At 50.7% G+C, this 13782-nt stretch carries 13 protein-coding genes; 6 read left to right on the top strand and 7 right to left on the bottom strand.

Features of this window, described 5'->3' with window-relative positions; genetic code table 11:
• Nucleotide 1: 1 nt before the first annotated feature.
• The 3 genes from PSE_RS15585 to PSE_RS15595 all read left to right on the top strand — a co-directional run bounded on the left by PSE_RS15585 (nt 2) and on the right by PSE_RS15595 (nt 2408).
• Nucleotides 2-1243 carry a response regulator transcription factor gene (locus tag PSE_RS15585; protein ID WP_014285754.1) on the top strand — a complete coding sequence of 414 codons (1242 nt, stop codon included), beginning with the start codon at nt 2-4 and terminating at the stop codon, nt 1241-1243.
• Between the two features lie 106 nt (nt 1244-1349).
• Nucleotides 1350-2006, top strand: a complete 657-nt coding sequence (locus PSE_RS15590) for a DsbA family oxidoreductase (protein WP_014285755.1) — start codon at nt 1350-1352, stop codon at nt 2004-2006.
• A gap of 114 nt (nt 2007-2120) precedes the next feature.
• Nucleotides 2121-2408 (top strand): hypothetical protein, encoded by a 288-nt coding sequence (locus tag PSE_RS15595; protein ID WP_148266159.1) that lies wholly within the window; start codon nt 2121-2123, stop codon nt 2406-2408.
• Between the two features lie 78 nt (nt 2409-2486).
• Here PSE_RS15595 and eno read toward each other — a convergent pair whose 3' ends face one another.
• The 7 genes from eno to cysQ all read right to left on the bottom strand — a co-directional run bounded on the left by eno (nt 2487) and on the right by cysQ (nt 10251).
• Nucleotides 2487-3761: a phosphopyruvate hydratase gene (gene eno, locus PSE_RS15600; RefSeq protein WP_014285757.1), complete on the bottom strand. Its 1275-nt coding sequence runs from the start codon at nt 3759-3761 to the stop codon at nt 2487-2489.
• Between the two features lie 190 nt (nt 3762-3951).
• The gene (kdsA, locus tag PSE_RS15605) at nt 3952-4800 is read right to left on the bottom strand and encodes a 3-deoxy-8-phosphooctulonate synthase (RefSeq protein ID WP_008547281.1); all 849 of its coding nucleotides are present in this window, start codon (nt 4798-4800) and stop codon (nt 3952-3954) included.
• A gap of 170 nt (nt 4801-4970) precedes the next feature.
• Complete coding sequence (locus PSE_RS15610; protein ID WP_148266160.1) at nt 4971-5621, bottom strand: hypothetical protein; 651 nt, start codon at nt 5619-5621, stop codon at nt 4971-4973.
• Between the two features lie 120 nt (nt 5622-5741).
• Nucleotides 5742-6332 carry a hypothetical protein gene (locus PSE_RS15615; RefSeq protein WP_008547185.1) on the bottom strand — a complete coding sequence of 197 codons (591 nt, stop codon included), beginning with the start codon at nt 6330-6332 and terminating at the stop codon, nt 5742-5744.
• A gap of 204 nt (nt 6333-6536) precedes the next feature.
• The gene (gene cysN, locus PSE_RS15620; protein WP_014285759.1) at nt 6537-8462 is read right to left on the bottom strand and encodes a sulfate adenylyltransferase subunit CysN; all 1926 of its coding nucleotides are present in this window, start codon (nt 8460-8462) and stop codon (nt 6537-6539) included.
• A complete protein-coding gene (gene cysD, locus PSE_RS15625; RefSeq protein WP_008546802.1) occupies nt 8462-9370 on the bottom strand; it encodes a sulfate adenylyltransferase subunit CysD in 909 nt (302 codons plus the stop codon). The genes cysN and cysD overlap by 1 nt, the downstream gene beginning before the upstream one ends.
• 71 nt (nt 9371-9441) lie before the next feature.
• Complete coding sequence (cysQ, locus tag PSE_RS15630; RefSeq protein WP_014285761.1) at nt 9442-10251, bottom strand: 3'(2'),5'-bisphosphate nucleotidase CysQ; 810 nt, start codon at nt 10249-10251, stop codon at nt 9442-9444.
• A 261-nt stretch (nt 10252-10512) separates the two neighbouring features.
• On the opposite strand from cysQ, the gene galU reads away from it, so the two are divergent.
• The 3 genes from galU to PSE_RS15645 are packed head-to-tail and all read left to right on the top strand — an operon-like array spanning nt 10513 to nt 13733.
• Nucleotides 10513-11397, top strand: coding sequence for a UTP--glucose-1-phosphate uridylyltransferase GalU (gene galU, locus PSE_RS15635; protein WP_014285762.1), 885 nt, complete (start codon nt 10513-10515; stop codon nt 11395-11397).
• Between the two features lie 17 nt (nt 11398-11414).
• A complete protein-coding gene (locus PSE_RS15640) occupies nt 11415-12425 on the top strand; it encodes an NAD-dependent epimerase (protein ID WP_014285763.1) in 1011 nt (336 codons plus the stop codon).
• A 21-nt stretch (nt 12426-12446) separates the two neighbouring features.
• Nucleotides 12447-13733 (top strand): nucleotide sugar dehydrogenase, encoded by a 1287-nt coding sequence (locus PSE_RS15645; RefSeq protein ID WP_014285764.1) that lies wholly within the window; start codon nt 12447-12449, stop codon nt 13731-13733.
• The last annotated feature ends 49 nt before the right edge of the window (nt 13734-13782 follow it).

Below are 13782 nucleotides of genomic sequence, written 5' to 3' on the forward strand. Positions count from 1 at the left end.
AATGGCCGAGCATAGCCAACCATTGGAGACTGAGACGCACGATTCCAGCTGGGGGAAGATCCTGCTGATAGCTCCAGTGCACAATCATGTCTTTGATATGTTGGAACCTTTGACCGTTCTATCTGATCGCCTCGTTGCGGTGCGATCAAGCCAACAACTTATGGAAGAGCTGGAAGGCGCGAGTGTTCTCCCAATCTGTATCCTCCTGCCATGGCAAGAGCAAAACCCGCCAGAGCTGGATGAACTCACTCAAACCATTAAGCGTTTCCGAAAAGGCCCAGGCGTTGAAGTCCCATTGCTCGTCATCACCAATGGCAACGCCCCTGTCCCTCTTGAGCTCAAGCCTAGTGCGACTGTCAGCGACGCGATTCCGCCGGATGTGCTTCTGCCACGCATCGCAGGCCTGAGGCGTCTTGCGAACAGAGCAGAAGAAGCCCGCTTGCGCCGCGGCCTGTTTGGTCCTCTCCCAGAATACAAAACAGAGTTCGGTCCGCTGAAATCCGCAGGCTTACTCGTCGCAGGTTTCGGCAAGCACTTTGGCCGTACACAAGCTCTTCTGGACATGCCCGTTGAAATCGTTGGCGGCTTCACCTCTGACATGACAGAGGACTACCTCACCGCTCGCCGGTTTGAGGCCGTGCTGATCGATATGCCAGCGTGGCAGGCCTGCGAGGAGATCGAACGACTTCGCGCAGACCCACGCTACTTCAACCTACCGGTCCTCGCCCACAGTGTGGATGAAGAATCCGCTCACCTGCTCTATTCGGCAGGCGCAACGGATGTTCTTCTGGGCGACGTGACAGACAAAGCTCTCACTGGTCACATCATTAGTGCATTGCGCGGAGGTCGCCGCCAGCGCTTGACTGATGCGATCCTCACAGTCTCCAGTCAATGGCTCGCCCGGCAGGACGATGAGGACTACCTGTCAGAGCAGACCTACCGCAGCTATCTGACACTTCTTGAAGAATCCACCAAGCGCCGTGGTGAATCTATCTACGAGCTCAACCTTCTGGAGCTCATAGAACGTTTCACAGGCAGCAACCCACAAGCCTTCGCCCAGCATCAGATGTATTGGAGCGGCACCGTTCTTTCCATCGCCATGGCCGTCTGCCGTGATGAAGATTTTGTCGCCAACATCGAAGGCCGTGGCCCGGTTGCCGTTCTGCGCAGCAAAAAAGGGATGGAGCAACTCTCCAACCGCGTTCTGGTGATGGTGCGCACCACAGGTTTGGGCAACGGATAAGCCCTTCAGCAACCTCACGAAACTGTGAGAGATTTCCAGAGCAACTATCGGATTTTCCTGATAGGCTACAGAGCAAACGCGAATACACCCATAACTGAGAATTCAGATGTCTACTAATGCCCCGATTGTCATTGATGTGATCTCCGATGTCATGTGCCCATGGTGCTTCATCGGCAAACGCCGACTGGAAAAAGCACTCATGATGTTGCCGGAAAGCACCGTCAAAGTTCAATGGCACCCCTATCAGCTGGATGCGACCCTCCCGAAAGAAGGCAAGGATCGCAAAAAGTATCTGGAAGACAAGTTCGGCGGACCTGAGCGAGCAGAACAAGCCTACTCCCACGTACGCAATGCTGGTGCAGCAGAGGATATCGACTTCCAGTTCGATGCCATTAAGAAATCACCCAACACCATCGACAGCCACCGCCTGATCCGTTGGGCGCGTTCTGAAGGCATGCAGGATGCGATGGTCGAAGAGTTGTTCAAACTCTACTTCACCGAAGGCGCTGATCTGACAGACAAGCAAGTTCTTGTCGACGCAGCAGAACGGGCTGGTCTCAACAGCAAACTCGTCTCAGATCTTCTGGATACTGATCAGGATGTCAAAGAAGTTGAAGCTGACGTATTCCGCGCACACGAAATCGGCGTCACCGGTGTCCCGTTTTTCGTCATCGACGGCCGCTTCGCTGTCGCAGGAGCTGAAAACCCGGAAACACTGGCCGCAGCCATCCGCCACGCAGAAGAAACGAAAACTGGCGAATAGCCCTTGCTCTGAAAATATTCAATACTCTTGAAATCACATGAGCTGAATGAGTCCGGTTGACTGAAAACTGCCGCACTCTTTATGTCAGCGCCAATGGTTCAAGGGGCACTTGCAATGAGCAAACGCAGAGTACTTCTCCTCCTGTTTTCCTCACCGCTTATCTTCTGGATCTTTTCAGTAATTTTGGTGCTTGTAGCAGGAGAGATAGCAGGCTGCGAAGTTCACGAGGGTTTTGCTAATCCGTGCTCCATAGCAGGGTATGATATCAGCGAGTTACTCTACTCGCTCGGCCTGTTTGCCGCTTGGGGGCTTTTGCTTGTTCCCATCTTGTGGAGTTACATGATTGTTGGCTGGGGCGCTTATGAAATTGTGGCCTATGCATATCGCCGACTTAAGAAGTAATCTCATTGCAGTGAAGCAACAAAAAAAAGCCGGCCCAATGGACCGGCTTTCTTAATTTCAAGCAGATGCTGAAAGGTCTTATCCGCGCAGGATAGAACGACCAGCAAACACGCCCTGTACACCCAGCTCTTCTTCGATACGGATAAGCTGGTTGTACTTAGCCATACGATCAGAACGAGACAGGGAACCAGTTTTGATCTGGCCACAGTTGAATGCAACTGCCAGGTCAGCAATGGTGTTGTCTTCAGTTTCACCGGAACGGTGAGACATAACAGAGGTGTAGTTTGCACGGTGCGCCATATCGACAGCTTCCATGGTCTCGGTCAGAGAACCGATCTGGTTCACTTTAACGAGGATGGAGTTTGCAGTGTCGTTTTTGATGCCGCGAGCCAGACGCTCAGAGTTGGTCACGAACAGGTCGTCACCTACCAGCTGACACTTGTTGCCGATTGCCTGGGTCAGGGACTTCCAGCCATCCCAGTCTTCTTCAGCCATACCGTCTTCGATGGAGAACACTGGGTACTTGGAAACCAGATCTTCAAGGTAGCGAACCATCTCGTCGGAACCAAGGATCTTGCCTTCGCCCTTCAGATTGTACTTGCCGTCTTTGTAGAACTCGGTGGAAGCTGCATCAAATGCAAGCATCACGTCGTCACCAGGGGTGTAACCAGCTTTTTCGATCGCGTTCAGAACGAAACCAATAGCCTCATCAGTAGAACCGATACCAGGTGCAAAACCACCTTCATCACCAACGTTGGTGTTGTGGCCAGCAGCGGAAAGGCCCTTCTTCAGGGTATGGAAAATTTCCGCGCCCATGCGAACAGATTCACGCAGAGAGCTTGCGCCCACTGGCATGATCATGAACTCCTGGAAGTCGATTGGGTTGTCAGCATGCTCACCGCCGTTGATGATGTTCATCATCGGAACTGGCAGAGTGCGTGCACCGAAACCGCCAACGTAGCGGTAAAGCGGCATTGCAGCAGCTTCTGCAGCAGCTTTAGCAACAGCAAGGGAAACGCCTAGGATAGCGTTTGCACCAAGACGGCCTTTATTGTCGGTGCCGTCAAGTTCAATCATTGCACGGTCAATTTTGATCTGATCTTCAGCGTCCATACCGCCGATTGCATCAAAGATCTCACCGTTTACAGCTTCAACAGCGTCCTCAACACCTTTGCCGAGGTAACGCTCACCGCCATCGCGGCGTTCAACAGCTTCAAACGCGCCAGTGGAGGCGCCGGACGGAACAGCAGCCCGACCGAAGGAGCCGTCTTCCAAAAGCACATCAACTTCAACAGTTGGGTTGCCGCGGCTGTCAAGAATTTCGCGACCGATAATGTCGATGATAGCAGTCATCTAAGAGTACTCCAATGTACTTGTAGAGTGTGGAATTTTGGCTCTAAGAGCTTTTACCTGAGGCGCTGCCCCCAAGGAAGAGAAGAGACCGTACTCCTCTGTAAATCCTTGGGAATAATCGAATGTATTTTGTCGCACCTCTACGTAAAAACGCAGTATTTTGTCACTTACCTTAGGTGCCGTGAAATATCTAAAGCGTAAAACTTCCGTTTTTCGCGATCCGGTCAAACTCCTGCAGCCACTTCAGCAGGTCTTTGAGTCGGTTCAGTGGGATCATATTCGGGCCATCAGATGACGTTGTATTGTCAGGATCGTCGTGTGTCTCCACAAACAGCCCTGCAATGCCCACTGCAATAGCAGCACGGGCAAGGGTTGCAACAAACTCACGCTGGCCACCAGAAGAACCGCCAAGGCCACCTGGCTGCTGGACGGAGTGCGTTGCATCAAACACAACAGGTGCGCCCATCTCAGCCATGATTGGCAGCGCGCGCATATCTGAAACAAGAGTGTTGTAACCAAATGTTGCGCCACGCTCGCACAACATCACATTGGAGTTTCCGCTCTCAACAACCTTGGTCATGACGTTTTTCATGTCCCAAGGCGCGAGAAACTGTCCCTTCTTCACATTCAGCGCTCTGCCGGTTTTCGCAGCAGCAACAAGAAGGTCAGTTTGGCGACACAGATAGGCTGGAATCTGCAACACATCGCAAACTTCACCAACCGGCGCACAATGGCTCGGTTCGTGCACATCAGTGATGACTGGCAGACCGTAGGTCTCTTTAATTTCCGCAAAGACCTCAAGACCACCCTTCATGCCCATGCCACGGCTGGCAGAAAGGCTTGTCCGGTTTGCTTTGTCATAGCTCGCCTTGAAAACCAAACCAATGTTCAACTCTTCTGCAATTTCCTTGACAGCATGCGCCATTTCCAAGGCATGCGCCCGGCTCTCCATCTGGCACGGGCCAGCGATCAGAGAGAACGGTTTATCATTTGAAAAGACAGCGTTTCCGACGGAAACTTCTGAGTTCGGTTGAGACACGAAGAGATCTCCTTAAAGGCGTGAATATAATCCAAAAGTTGATTAGGCGCTTTGGCACCAAATTACAAGAGCGTGAACGCCCTGTTGTGCGTCTGAAGAGGGTTTTAGGGGGCGTCACCTTCGGAAGGTCAAAGCTCATTTTGCAGACTTGCAAGTTATCACCCTTCCCTTCATCTGCGTTGATTTAGAAGTTTTTGCTTCAAGGCGAGCACTCTCAGCGACCTCTCCTGCTTCGGGACCGGATCCGGATTTTTGTAGCTCTTTTTCCTGCGCACATTCTCATTGCAAGGAATGACGGAGCATACACTCCCACCGACTCGTATAACGACGCACTCATCTGTTCTTGTAACGCTGACCTGCAACGGCTCTAAAGTTCGTCTTTTCTGTTTCCTTAGGCGCTGCCTGCTTTGGCTGATCTCCTGCCCTTGGATTTTCAATGCCTGCAGTTTTTCCTCCAACAACTCGCATTGTCTGGCAGTTACTTCATATTCACTTTGCAAAGCTTGATATCTAGCAGTTTCAGCACCGTTGTTGTTCTTCTCCAGCCGCATCAATTTCTTTGAGAGGTGTCGACACACATCTTCAGCAGCAGCAAGTTCTTGATCAACCTCTGCCGCTTCCATCTCTCCCAATTCCATCAGATCGCCGAGTTCATAGTCCTCATTTTCAGAGGACTGCCATGGCCTCAAAGCATCCGGATCGGCAAGGATGGCCTTATACTGAGCAAGAGCCTCTTTGCTTAGATTCCAATCTCCAACAACCCGTGCTCCCCACTTGTGGAAGTGATCAACGCTCTTAAAATGTCGTGTAACAGTGATCATGGAGAGCTCTATCACATGAAGAACATCATAATTCTGGAAGCGAAGCCTCAGGCCAGCTCCGCTTCAACATGAAGGACTGCCAGAAAAAGCACTCTCACTTTCTGCTATGCATCAACTGGCTTATCCGATGATCATCGAGTATTCCGCACTCTTTCCCATAAGCACGATCAGGCTTTTTGCGTCGGTCGTGAGAGTGACCCCATAACTCTTTGCGATCTTGTCTTTCTCTTTATCGTAGACATCCAAAAGCTGCTCAAATTGCTTTTGAAGAGCCGCTCTTTGAGCAATCTTCTTTTCCGCAGCGGCATAACTCTTGTTCGCAGCATCCAGGTGTTGACGAAGCTGCTGGTACTTATCATTCCCCAGAAGCTGTTTTGTGTCTCCCCTGACAGAATTTTCCAAGGTTTTCATACCTTTGTTGATTTGCTCAACTGTATTATGCGCTTTGATGTACTCATCCTGTGCCTTTGACAGGCTTTTGACGGCTTTTTCTGCTCTATCAATGTCACTGGAGATTTTCTTCAGCTTAGGATCTTCTTCAACAAGCGACATATACTTCTTCTCAATGCCAGCCTTATCACTTGTCAGCTTGCCGTACTTATCAATGTCCTTGGCTGGCAGCTTATGCTTCTTTTCCATTTCCTTTTTGAAGGCAGGCACACCGCTAAGGAACTCTTTGACATTCTTATATTTTTTAAGCGCTTTCGGCATCTGATCCTCCCATAGCCTTAAAATGAGATCGGTTGAGTTAGGCCGAAACCTAACGGAACTCGCTTCCTCAAAAAATTACGGGGTGCTTGTTTGGTAAAAAAACATCTCAGAAAATAGCCAGATTTATCGCAGTTCCTATGTGAGCAGATACAAAAAAGCCGGGAACTTTCGCCCCCGGCTTTGAAAAGAAGTTACTTTTTCAGTTTAGATGACCCAGGTGTTGTCCGATCCAATAAAGCCATCAGCAAGCAGCCGATCTACAATCTCATCAGCAAGAGACTCAACGGTCCGACCTTGCGTCTTCAGATGTAATTCCGGCGCTTCCGGTGCTTCATAAGCACTGTCGATACCAGTGAAGTTGGTGATCTCTCCTTTGCGCGCTTTGGCATAAAGGCCTTTTGGATCACGCGCTTCACAATCCTCAAGCGAGGTATCAACGAAGATCTCGTAGAACTCGTCATTCTCCAGAAGGTCACGCGCAAGCTGACGCTCGGCTTTGAAAGGCGAGATAAACGAAACCAGAGTGATCAGACCTGCGTCGACAAACAGCTTGGACGTCTCCGCAACCCGGCGGATGTTCTCCACCCGGTCAGCGTCAGTGAACCCAAGATCCTTGTTCAGGCCATGGCGAATATTGTCTCCATCGAGCAAATAGGTATGGCGACCCAAGCTCAACAGTTTCTGCTCAACCGCGTTCGCAATGGTTGATTTGCCAGAACCAGACAGACCTGTGAACCAGAGAACTGCAGGCTTTTGTCCTTTCAGGCCACCACGTGCCTTCTTGTTCACATCTAGTGCCTGACGATGGACATTTGTTGCACGACGCAGACCAAACCAGATCAAACCAGCAGCAACCGTCTCATTGGTCATACGATCAATCAGGATGAAACTACCGGTATCACGGTTTGCTTCATATGGATCAAATGCAATCGCCTCAGACAGCGCCAGATTACAAAACGCAATCTCATTGAGAGAGAGTTCCTTAGCCGCATGATGATCAAACGTGTTCACGTCAACCTTGTGCTTAATCTCCGTTACGCTCGCACCAACAGTCTTGGTACCGCATTTCAGAAGATATGGCCGTCCAGGAAGCATGGCGTTTTCAGACATCCAGATCAGATGCGCAGCAAACTGGTCGCTCACATCAGGACGAGAATGCACCGGAGCCAAAACATCACCACGGGAAATATCGATCTCATCAGTCAGGGTCAGAGTGACCGACTGACCATCGTCAGCACGTACCTGATCCCCATCCATGGTGACAATCTTCTCAACACGGCTGGTTTTGCCAGACTGCGCGACAACAACTTCATCACCAACATTGACAGAACCGCCACGAACCGTACCGCTATAGCCGCGGAAATCCAGATTTGGACGGTTCACCCACTGCACCGGAAAACGGAACGCAGCTTCACTATGCTCATGGCCCAGTTCAACATTTTCAAGATGCTCCAGCAGTGTTGGGCCAGTAAACCAGCTCAGTTTGTCACTGCTGGTGGTAACATTGTCACCAAAGCGTGCTGAAAGCGGAATAACTTCGCAGCTGTCAAAATCAAAACCGGATGAGAAGCTTTCGAACTCGGCCTTGATTTCATCAAAACGTGTCTGGTCATAATCAACCAGATCGATCTTATTGACGGCCAACACCACGTGACGCACACCAAGCAGCGACGCGATAAACGCATGGCGACGTGTCTGTGTCAGCAGACCATTGCGTGCATCAACCAACAAGATAGCCAGATCTGCTGTGGAAGCGCCTGTCGCCATGTTACGGGTGTACTGCTCGTGACCCGGCGTATCAGCAACGATGAACTTGCGCTTCTCAGTAGAGAAGAAGCGATAGGCCACATCAATCGTGATACCCTGCTCGCGCTCAGCTTCCAGACCATCCACCAGCAAAGCCAGATCGATATCATCTGAAACAGTGCCGTGTTTCCGGCTGTCCTTTTCGAGCGCTGCCAGCTGATCTTCAAAAATCAGCTTGGTGTCATAAAGCAAACGTCCGATCAGCGTGGACTTACCGTCATCCACGCTACCGCAGGTTAGAAAACGCAGGAAGCTCTTGGATTCCTGGGAGTTGATGTAGTTGGACAGATCAAAAGCTTCTGCCACTGGCGTGATCTTGTTCATTAGAAATACCCCTCACGCTTCTTCTTCTCCATGGAACCAGAGCTGTCGTGATCAATCAGGCGGCCACTGCGCTCGGAAGTCCGCGCAATCAGCATTTCACTCACAATGTCTTCAAGAGTGTCTGCAGTGGATTCAACTGCACCAGTCAGCGGATAACAGCCAAGAGTTCTGAAGCGAACATCACGATGCTCAACCTTCTCACCCGGCTCCAACCGGAAGCGATCATCATCCAGCATCAACAACGTACCATCCCGCTCAACAACCGGACGTTTTGCAGAGAAGTAAAGCGGCACGATATCGATGCCTTCAGCAAGGATATATTGCCAGATATCCAGCTCGGTCCAGTTGGAAAGCGGGAACGCACGAATGGATTCACCCTTAGCAATACGGCCATTGTAAAGGGACCATAGTTCCGGTCGTTGGTTTTTCGGATCCCAACCGTGGCTCGCAGAACGGAACGAAAAAACGCGTTCTTTTGCGCGAGATTTTTCTTCATCACGTCGTGCGCCGCCAAAAGCTGCATCAAACTTATATTTCGTCAGCGCCTCTTTCAGCGCTTCCGTCTTCATGATGTGCGTGTAGTTGGAGCTGCCGTGATCAAACGGGTTGATGTTGTTTTTAACGCCCTCTTCGTTCGTATGAACAATGAGATCCAACCCGTACTTCTCAACCGTGTGGTCACGAAAGGAAATCATCTCCTTGAACTTCCACGTGGTATCCACGTGCAGAAGCGGGAACGGAGGCTTAGAAGGATAGAAGGCTTTAAGAGCAAGGTGCAGCATCACTGCGCTGTCTTTACCAATGGAGTAAAGCATCACAGGGTTATCAAACTCTGCTGCCACCTCGCGAATAATATGAATGCTCTCGTTCTCTAGTCGTCGCAGATGCGACTGGCTATCAATGCCCATCACGGTCTCCAAAGGACGTGTCGTTAAGTCTTGAGCCAGAGTTTAACGGTTGAGCATTGCTGAGCCGAAGCTTACCAACCCGACCTTAAGCCATAATGGGAAATAATTTTTTCGTCCGCGACCGCTAAAAAGCACGGATTTGCGAAGGGCTTGTCCTGAGGCGTTTTCAGCTTGCCATATTCAAGTGGCCCACCACCTTCCACAACAACAGAGCCACCAGCAGCACAAAGAATCGCCTGACCAGCAGCCGTATCCCACTCCATTGTCGGCTCCATACGCGGATAAAAGTCAGCTTTTCCTTCAGCCAGACGACAGAATTTCAAGGAAGACCCTGCAGCGACGATAGAAGAGTTGTCCAGTTTCTCTAACATGGCATTGGTGCGTTCGCTGCGATGAGACCGGCTGGCAAGCACACGCAACTTTTCAGAAAACGCCGAGCAGTTCATCTGCGTGACTTCACCAAGTTCAAGCCCATTGGCTTCTGCGCGATACGCACCATGCCCGACTTCGCCCCAGAACAATTCTCCCGTCACAGGTGCATAAATGACGCCTTTGGTTGGGGTTCCATCTTCAATAAGAGCAATATTGACAGTGAACTCGCCATTGCGGCTGATGAACTCGCGCGTTCCATCCAATGGATCAACAAGAATAAAGCGGGATCCGATTTCCGGCATGATGCCCGCAGCCATGGCCTCTTCCGCAATCACGGGTACATCCGGGCAAAATGTGGAAAGGTGATTGAGGATGATTTCTTCCGCTTGCTGGTCAGCAATCGTGACAGGAGATCCATCACCTTTAGTCTCAGACTGAAAGCCTTCCTCATAAATCCCCAGAATTCGTTGCCCGGCTTCTAATGCCGCAAGCTTAAAACCTTCAATCACAACTATACCCCTGATAGCTTTCTGTTCATCTGGGAGTAACTTTTAAAGCAGCATGTTCTGGAGAAACAAGAGAGCTTCACAATTTCGCGATAATTGACTGCGAATGAACATCTCTGAAGAATGAGTAATTCAAATTTCGGGCAATCGAAGCATTATGTCCTAGGACAAATTCATTTGATACCATTGACGAGCCTAACACGCTGCCGATAAGTGCTTTCAAAATGACTGTTTCGATCTCCTTGACCTAAGGAATTCAAATATATGACACTTGCAATACGAAAAGCTGTTCTCCCGGTTGCAGGTCTGGGCACCCGCTTCCTACCTGCGACAAAAGCCGTTCCAAAAGAGATGCTCACTATTTTGGATCGTCCCATCATCCAATACGTGGTTGACGAAGCACGGGCTGCTGGGATCGAGCACATCGTATTTGTAACTGGCCGCAACAAGCAGGTAATCGAAGATCACTTCGACATTGCTTATGAGCTGGAAGAAACGCTGCGCCGCAGAAACAAAGAACACGCGCTGGAGCTGCTTGAAAAAATCCGCCCTTCCGCAGGTACGACAAGCTTCACCCGTCAGCAGGAGCCGCTGGGCCTTGGTCACGCAATCTGGTGTGCTCGCGACATCATCGGTCACGAACCATTCGCAATTTTGCTACCTGACATGCTAATGAAAGCGCCAAAAGGCTGTCTCTCTCAGATGGTTGAAGCCTATGAAAACCACGGCGGCAACATCATTTCTGTTGAGGAAGTACCGTGGGATCAGACCCATAAGTACGGCATTATTGAACGTGACGCTCCTCGCACGGATGAAACATTCGCCATTACAGGCATGGTCGAGAAGCCAGAGCCAGGCACGGCACCTTCTAATCTTTACATCAATGGCCGTTATATCCTTCAGCCGGAGATCTTTGGCCTGCTGGAAAACCAGAGCACGGGTGCTGGTGGAGAAATTCAGCTCACAGATGCAATGCTCACCCTCATGGGGCAGCAGGACTTCCACGGCGTTGAATTCCGTGGAGAAACTTACGACTGTGGTTCTCGCTCAGGGTTCTTGTCCGCAAATGTCGCTTACGCATTGGATGATTCGGAGCTTGCAGCTCAGCTGCGTCCGATGCTGGACAAACTACTTGTAAAAACCAGCTGAGTATCGGGAAACGTGAAATGGAAAAAGTACTTGTAACAGGCACTGCCGGCTTCATCGGCAATGCTGTGGCCCTCCGTCTGTTGCAAGATGGTTATCATGTCATCGGACTTGATTGCGTCACCGACTACTATGATGTGACACTCAAAGAAGAGCGACTGAAACGCCTCGCAGCTTCAAACCATTTCACTGAAGAACGGATCAGGCTTGAAGATGCAGAAGCTGTTATGCGCATCTTCAAGCAGCACGTGCCGTCAAAAGTCATTCACCTCGCTGCTCAAGCGGGTGTGCGCTACTCCCTTGAAAGCCCTCAGTCATATGTGGACGCCAACGTCACAGGCTTCCTGTCCATTCTGGAAGGTGCGCGCGCCCACTCTGTAAAGCATCTTGTCTATGCGTCCACCAGCTCCGTTTATGGTCTTGACGAAACTATGCCGCTGTCGACACATCGCGGTGGCAACCATCCGGTTTCCTTCTACGCAGCGACCAAAAAAGCCAATGAAGCGATGGCGCATTCCTATGCGCACCTCTTTGACATCCCCTGCACTGGCCTCCGGTTCTTCACCGTTTATGGTCCTTGGGGGCGCCCAGACATGGCCCTCTTCAAGTTCACCAAGGCCATCCTTGAAGGTGAGCCTGTTCCGCTGTTCAACCACGGAAACATGATCCGCGACTTCACTTATGTGGATGACATCGTCGAGGGCATCGTTCGCATTGCAAATCTTCCACCTCAGCGCTCAGATGACTGGGATGGCAAAAACGCTGATCCAGCAACATCCAGTGCGCCATATCAGGTCTTTAACATCGGCAACAGCGATCCTGTTCAGCTGATGGATTACCTTGCAGCGATCGAAGAAGCACTGGGCATGGAGGCGAAGAAAGAGTTCCTTCCGTTTCAGGCAGGAGACGTCGCCGCAACCTTCGCAGATGTAACAGATCTGATTGAGACAACAGGCTTCAAACCGCAAACCTCCGTAAAGGCAGGGGTTGCAAACTTCGTCAAATGGTATCGGGATTACTACAATGTCTAGGACGTCCCAAGGTGCCATTTTATGGAAGAAATTGTCTCAGTTGTCGGGCTTGGCTACGTAGGTCTGCCCGTTGCTTGTGCACTGGCCCACGCCGGTATCAAAACAATTGGTTACGACATTGATCGTCACCGGGTTCAGGAACTCCTTGAAGGGAAAGATCGAACCTCATCCGTCACCAAGACGGCACTTTCTTCCAAAAATCTGACACTGACTTACTCTGCGCCTGACATCAGGCAGGCGCGGATCCACATTGTGGCAGTTCCCACCCCTATCAATATCTCCAAACGCCCCGATCTGGGACCAATCAAAAAGGCTTCCAAGATTGTTGGCGCGTTCATGAAACCCAACGACATTGTTGTCTTTGAGTCCACTGTCTATCCGGGCGCCACGGAAGAAATCGCCGTACCACTTCTCCAACGAGAATCTGGCCTAAGGTTCCCCAGAGATTTCCAGATTGGTTACTCACCAGAACGGATCAATCCTGGCGACAAGAAACACACTCTCACCAACCTCCTCAAAATCGTTTCAGCAAGTTCTGACGAAGCCTTGGAAACACTGGCAGAGCTTTATGGCAAGATCGTCAAAGCTGGCATCTATAAGGCCTCATCAATCAAGGTGGCGGAAGCAGCAAAGGTCATCGAAAACACCCAGCGCGATCTCAACATCGCACTCATGAACGAACTCTCCATGTTGTTCCATGCCATGGATATCGATACACGGGATGTGCTGGAAGGCGCTTCAACAAAGTGGAACTTTCTGCCATTTCACCCAGGTCTGGTCGGAGGCCACTGCATCGGAGTTGATCCTTATTACCTGACCGATAAAGCACACCAGCTGGGTTTTTCTCCGCAAGTGATCCTTGCCGGACGGGGCACGAATGAGAGCATGAGCCGTTTCATTGCAACGGAGGTTATACAAGGCTGCGTCAAACTCGCTCGGCCGATGCCGCCTCGGATCGCGGTCTTAGGCATAACCTACAAAGCCGACGTGCCGGACACCCGAAACTCCAAAGTGATTGATTTGATCCGGGAACTGGAGCGTTTCGGCGCACATATCTTTGCCGTCGATCCTTTGGCAGATCCGCAACACACCAAAGACAACTTTGATATTGAACTTTACGAAGACTCTCCCCCCGGAGATTGCGACGCTGTTATCCTCGCAGTTCCACATCACTCCTTCTTCGAAAACGAAGAACCATGGCATGTCATGGAACGTTACTTAAGCGCTGAAAAAGTGTTCGTGGCCGACCTCCACGGCCTGCTGGAACGAGAAAAGACACCAGAGCACGTAAAATTGTGGCGCCTATAAAAAAGGCTTGGATGCACTTACATCCAAGCCTTATTGTTGTTCAATGAGA

The organism is Pseudovibrio sp. FO-BEG1, assembly GCF_000236645.1.
GTDB lineage: Bacteria > Pseudomonadota > Alphaproteobacteria > Rhizobiales > Stappiaceae > Pseudovibrio.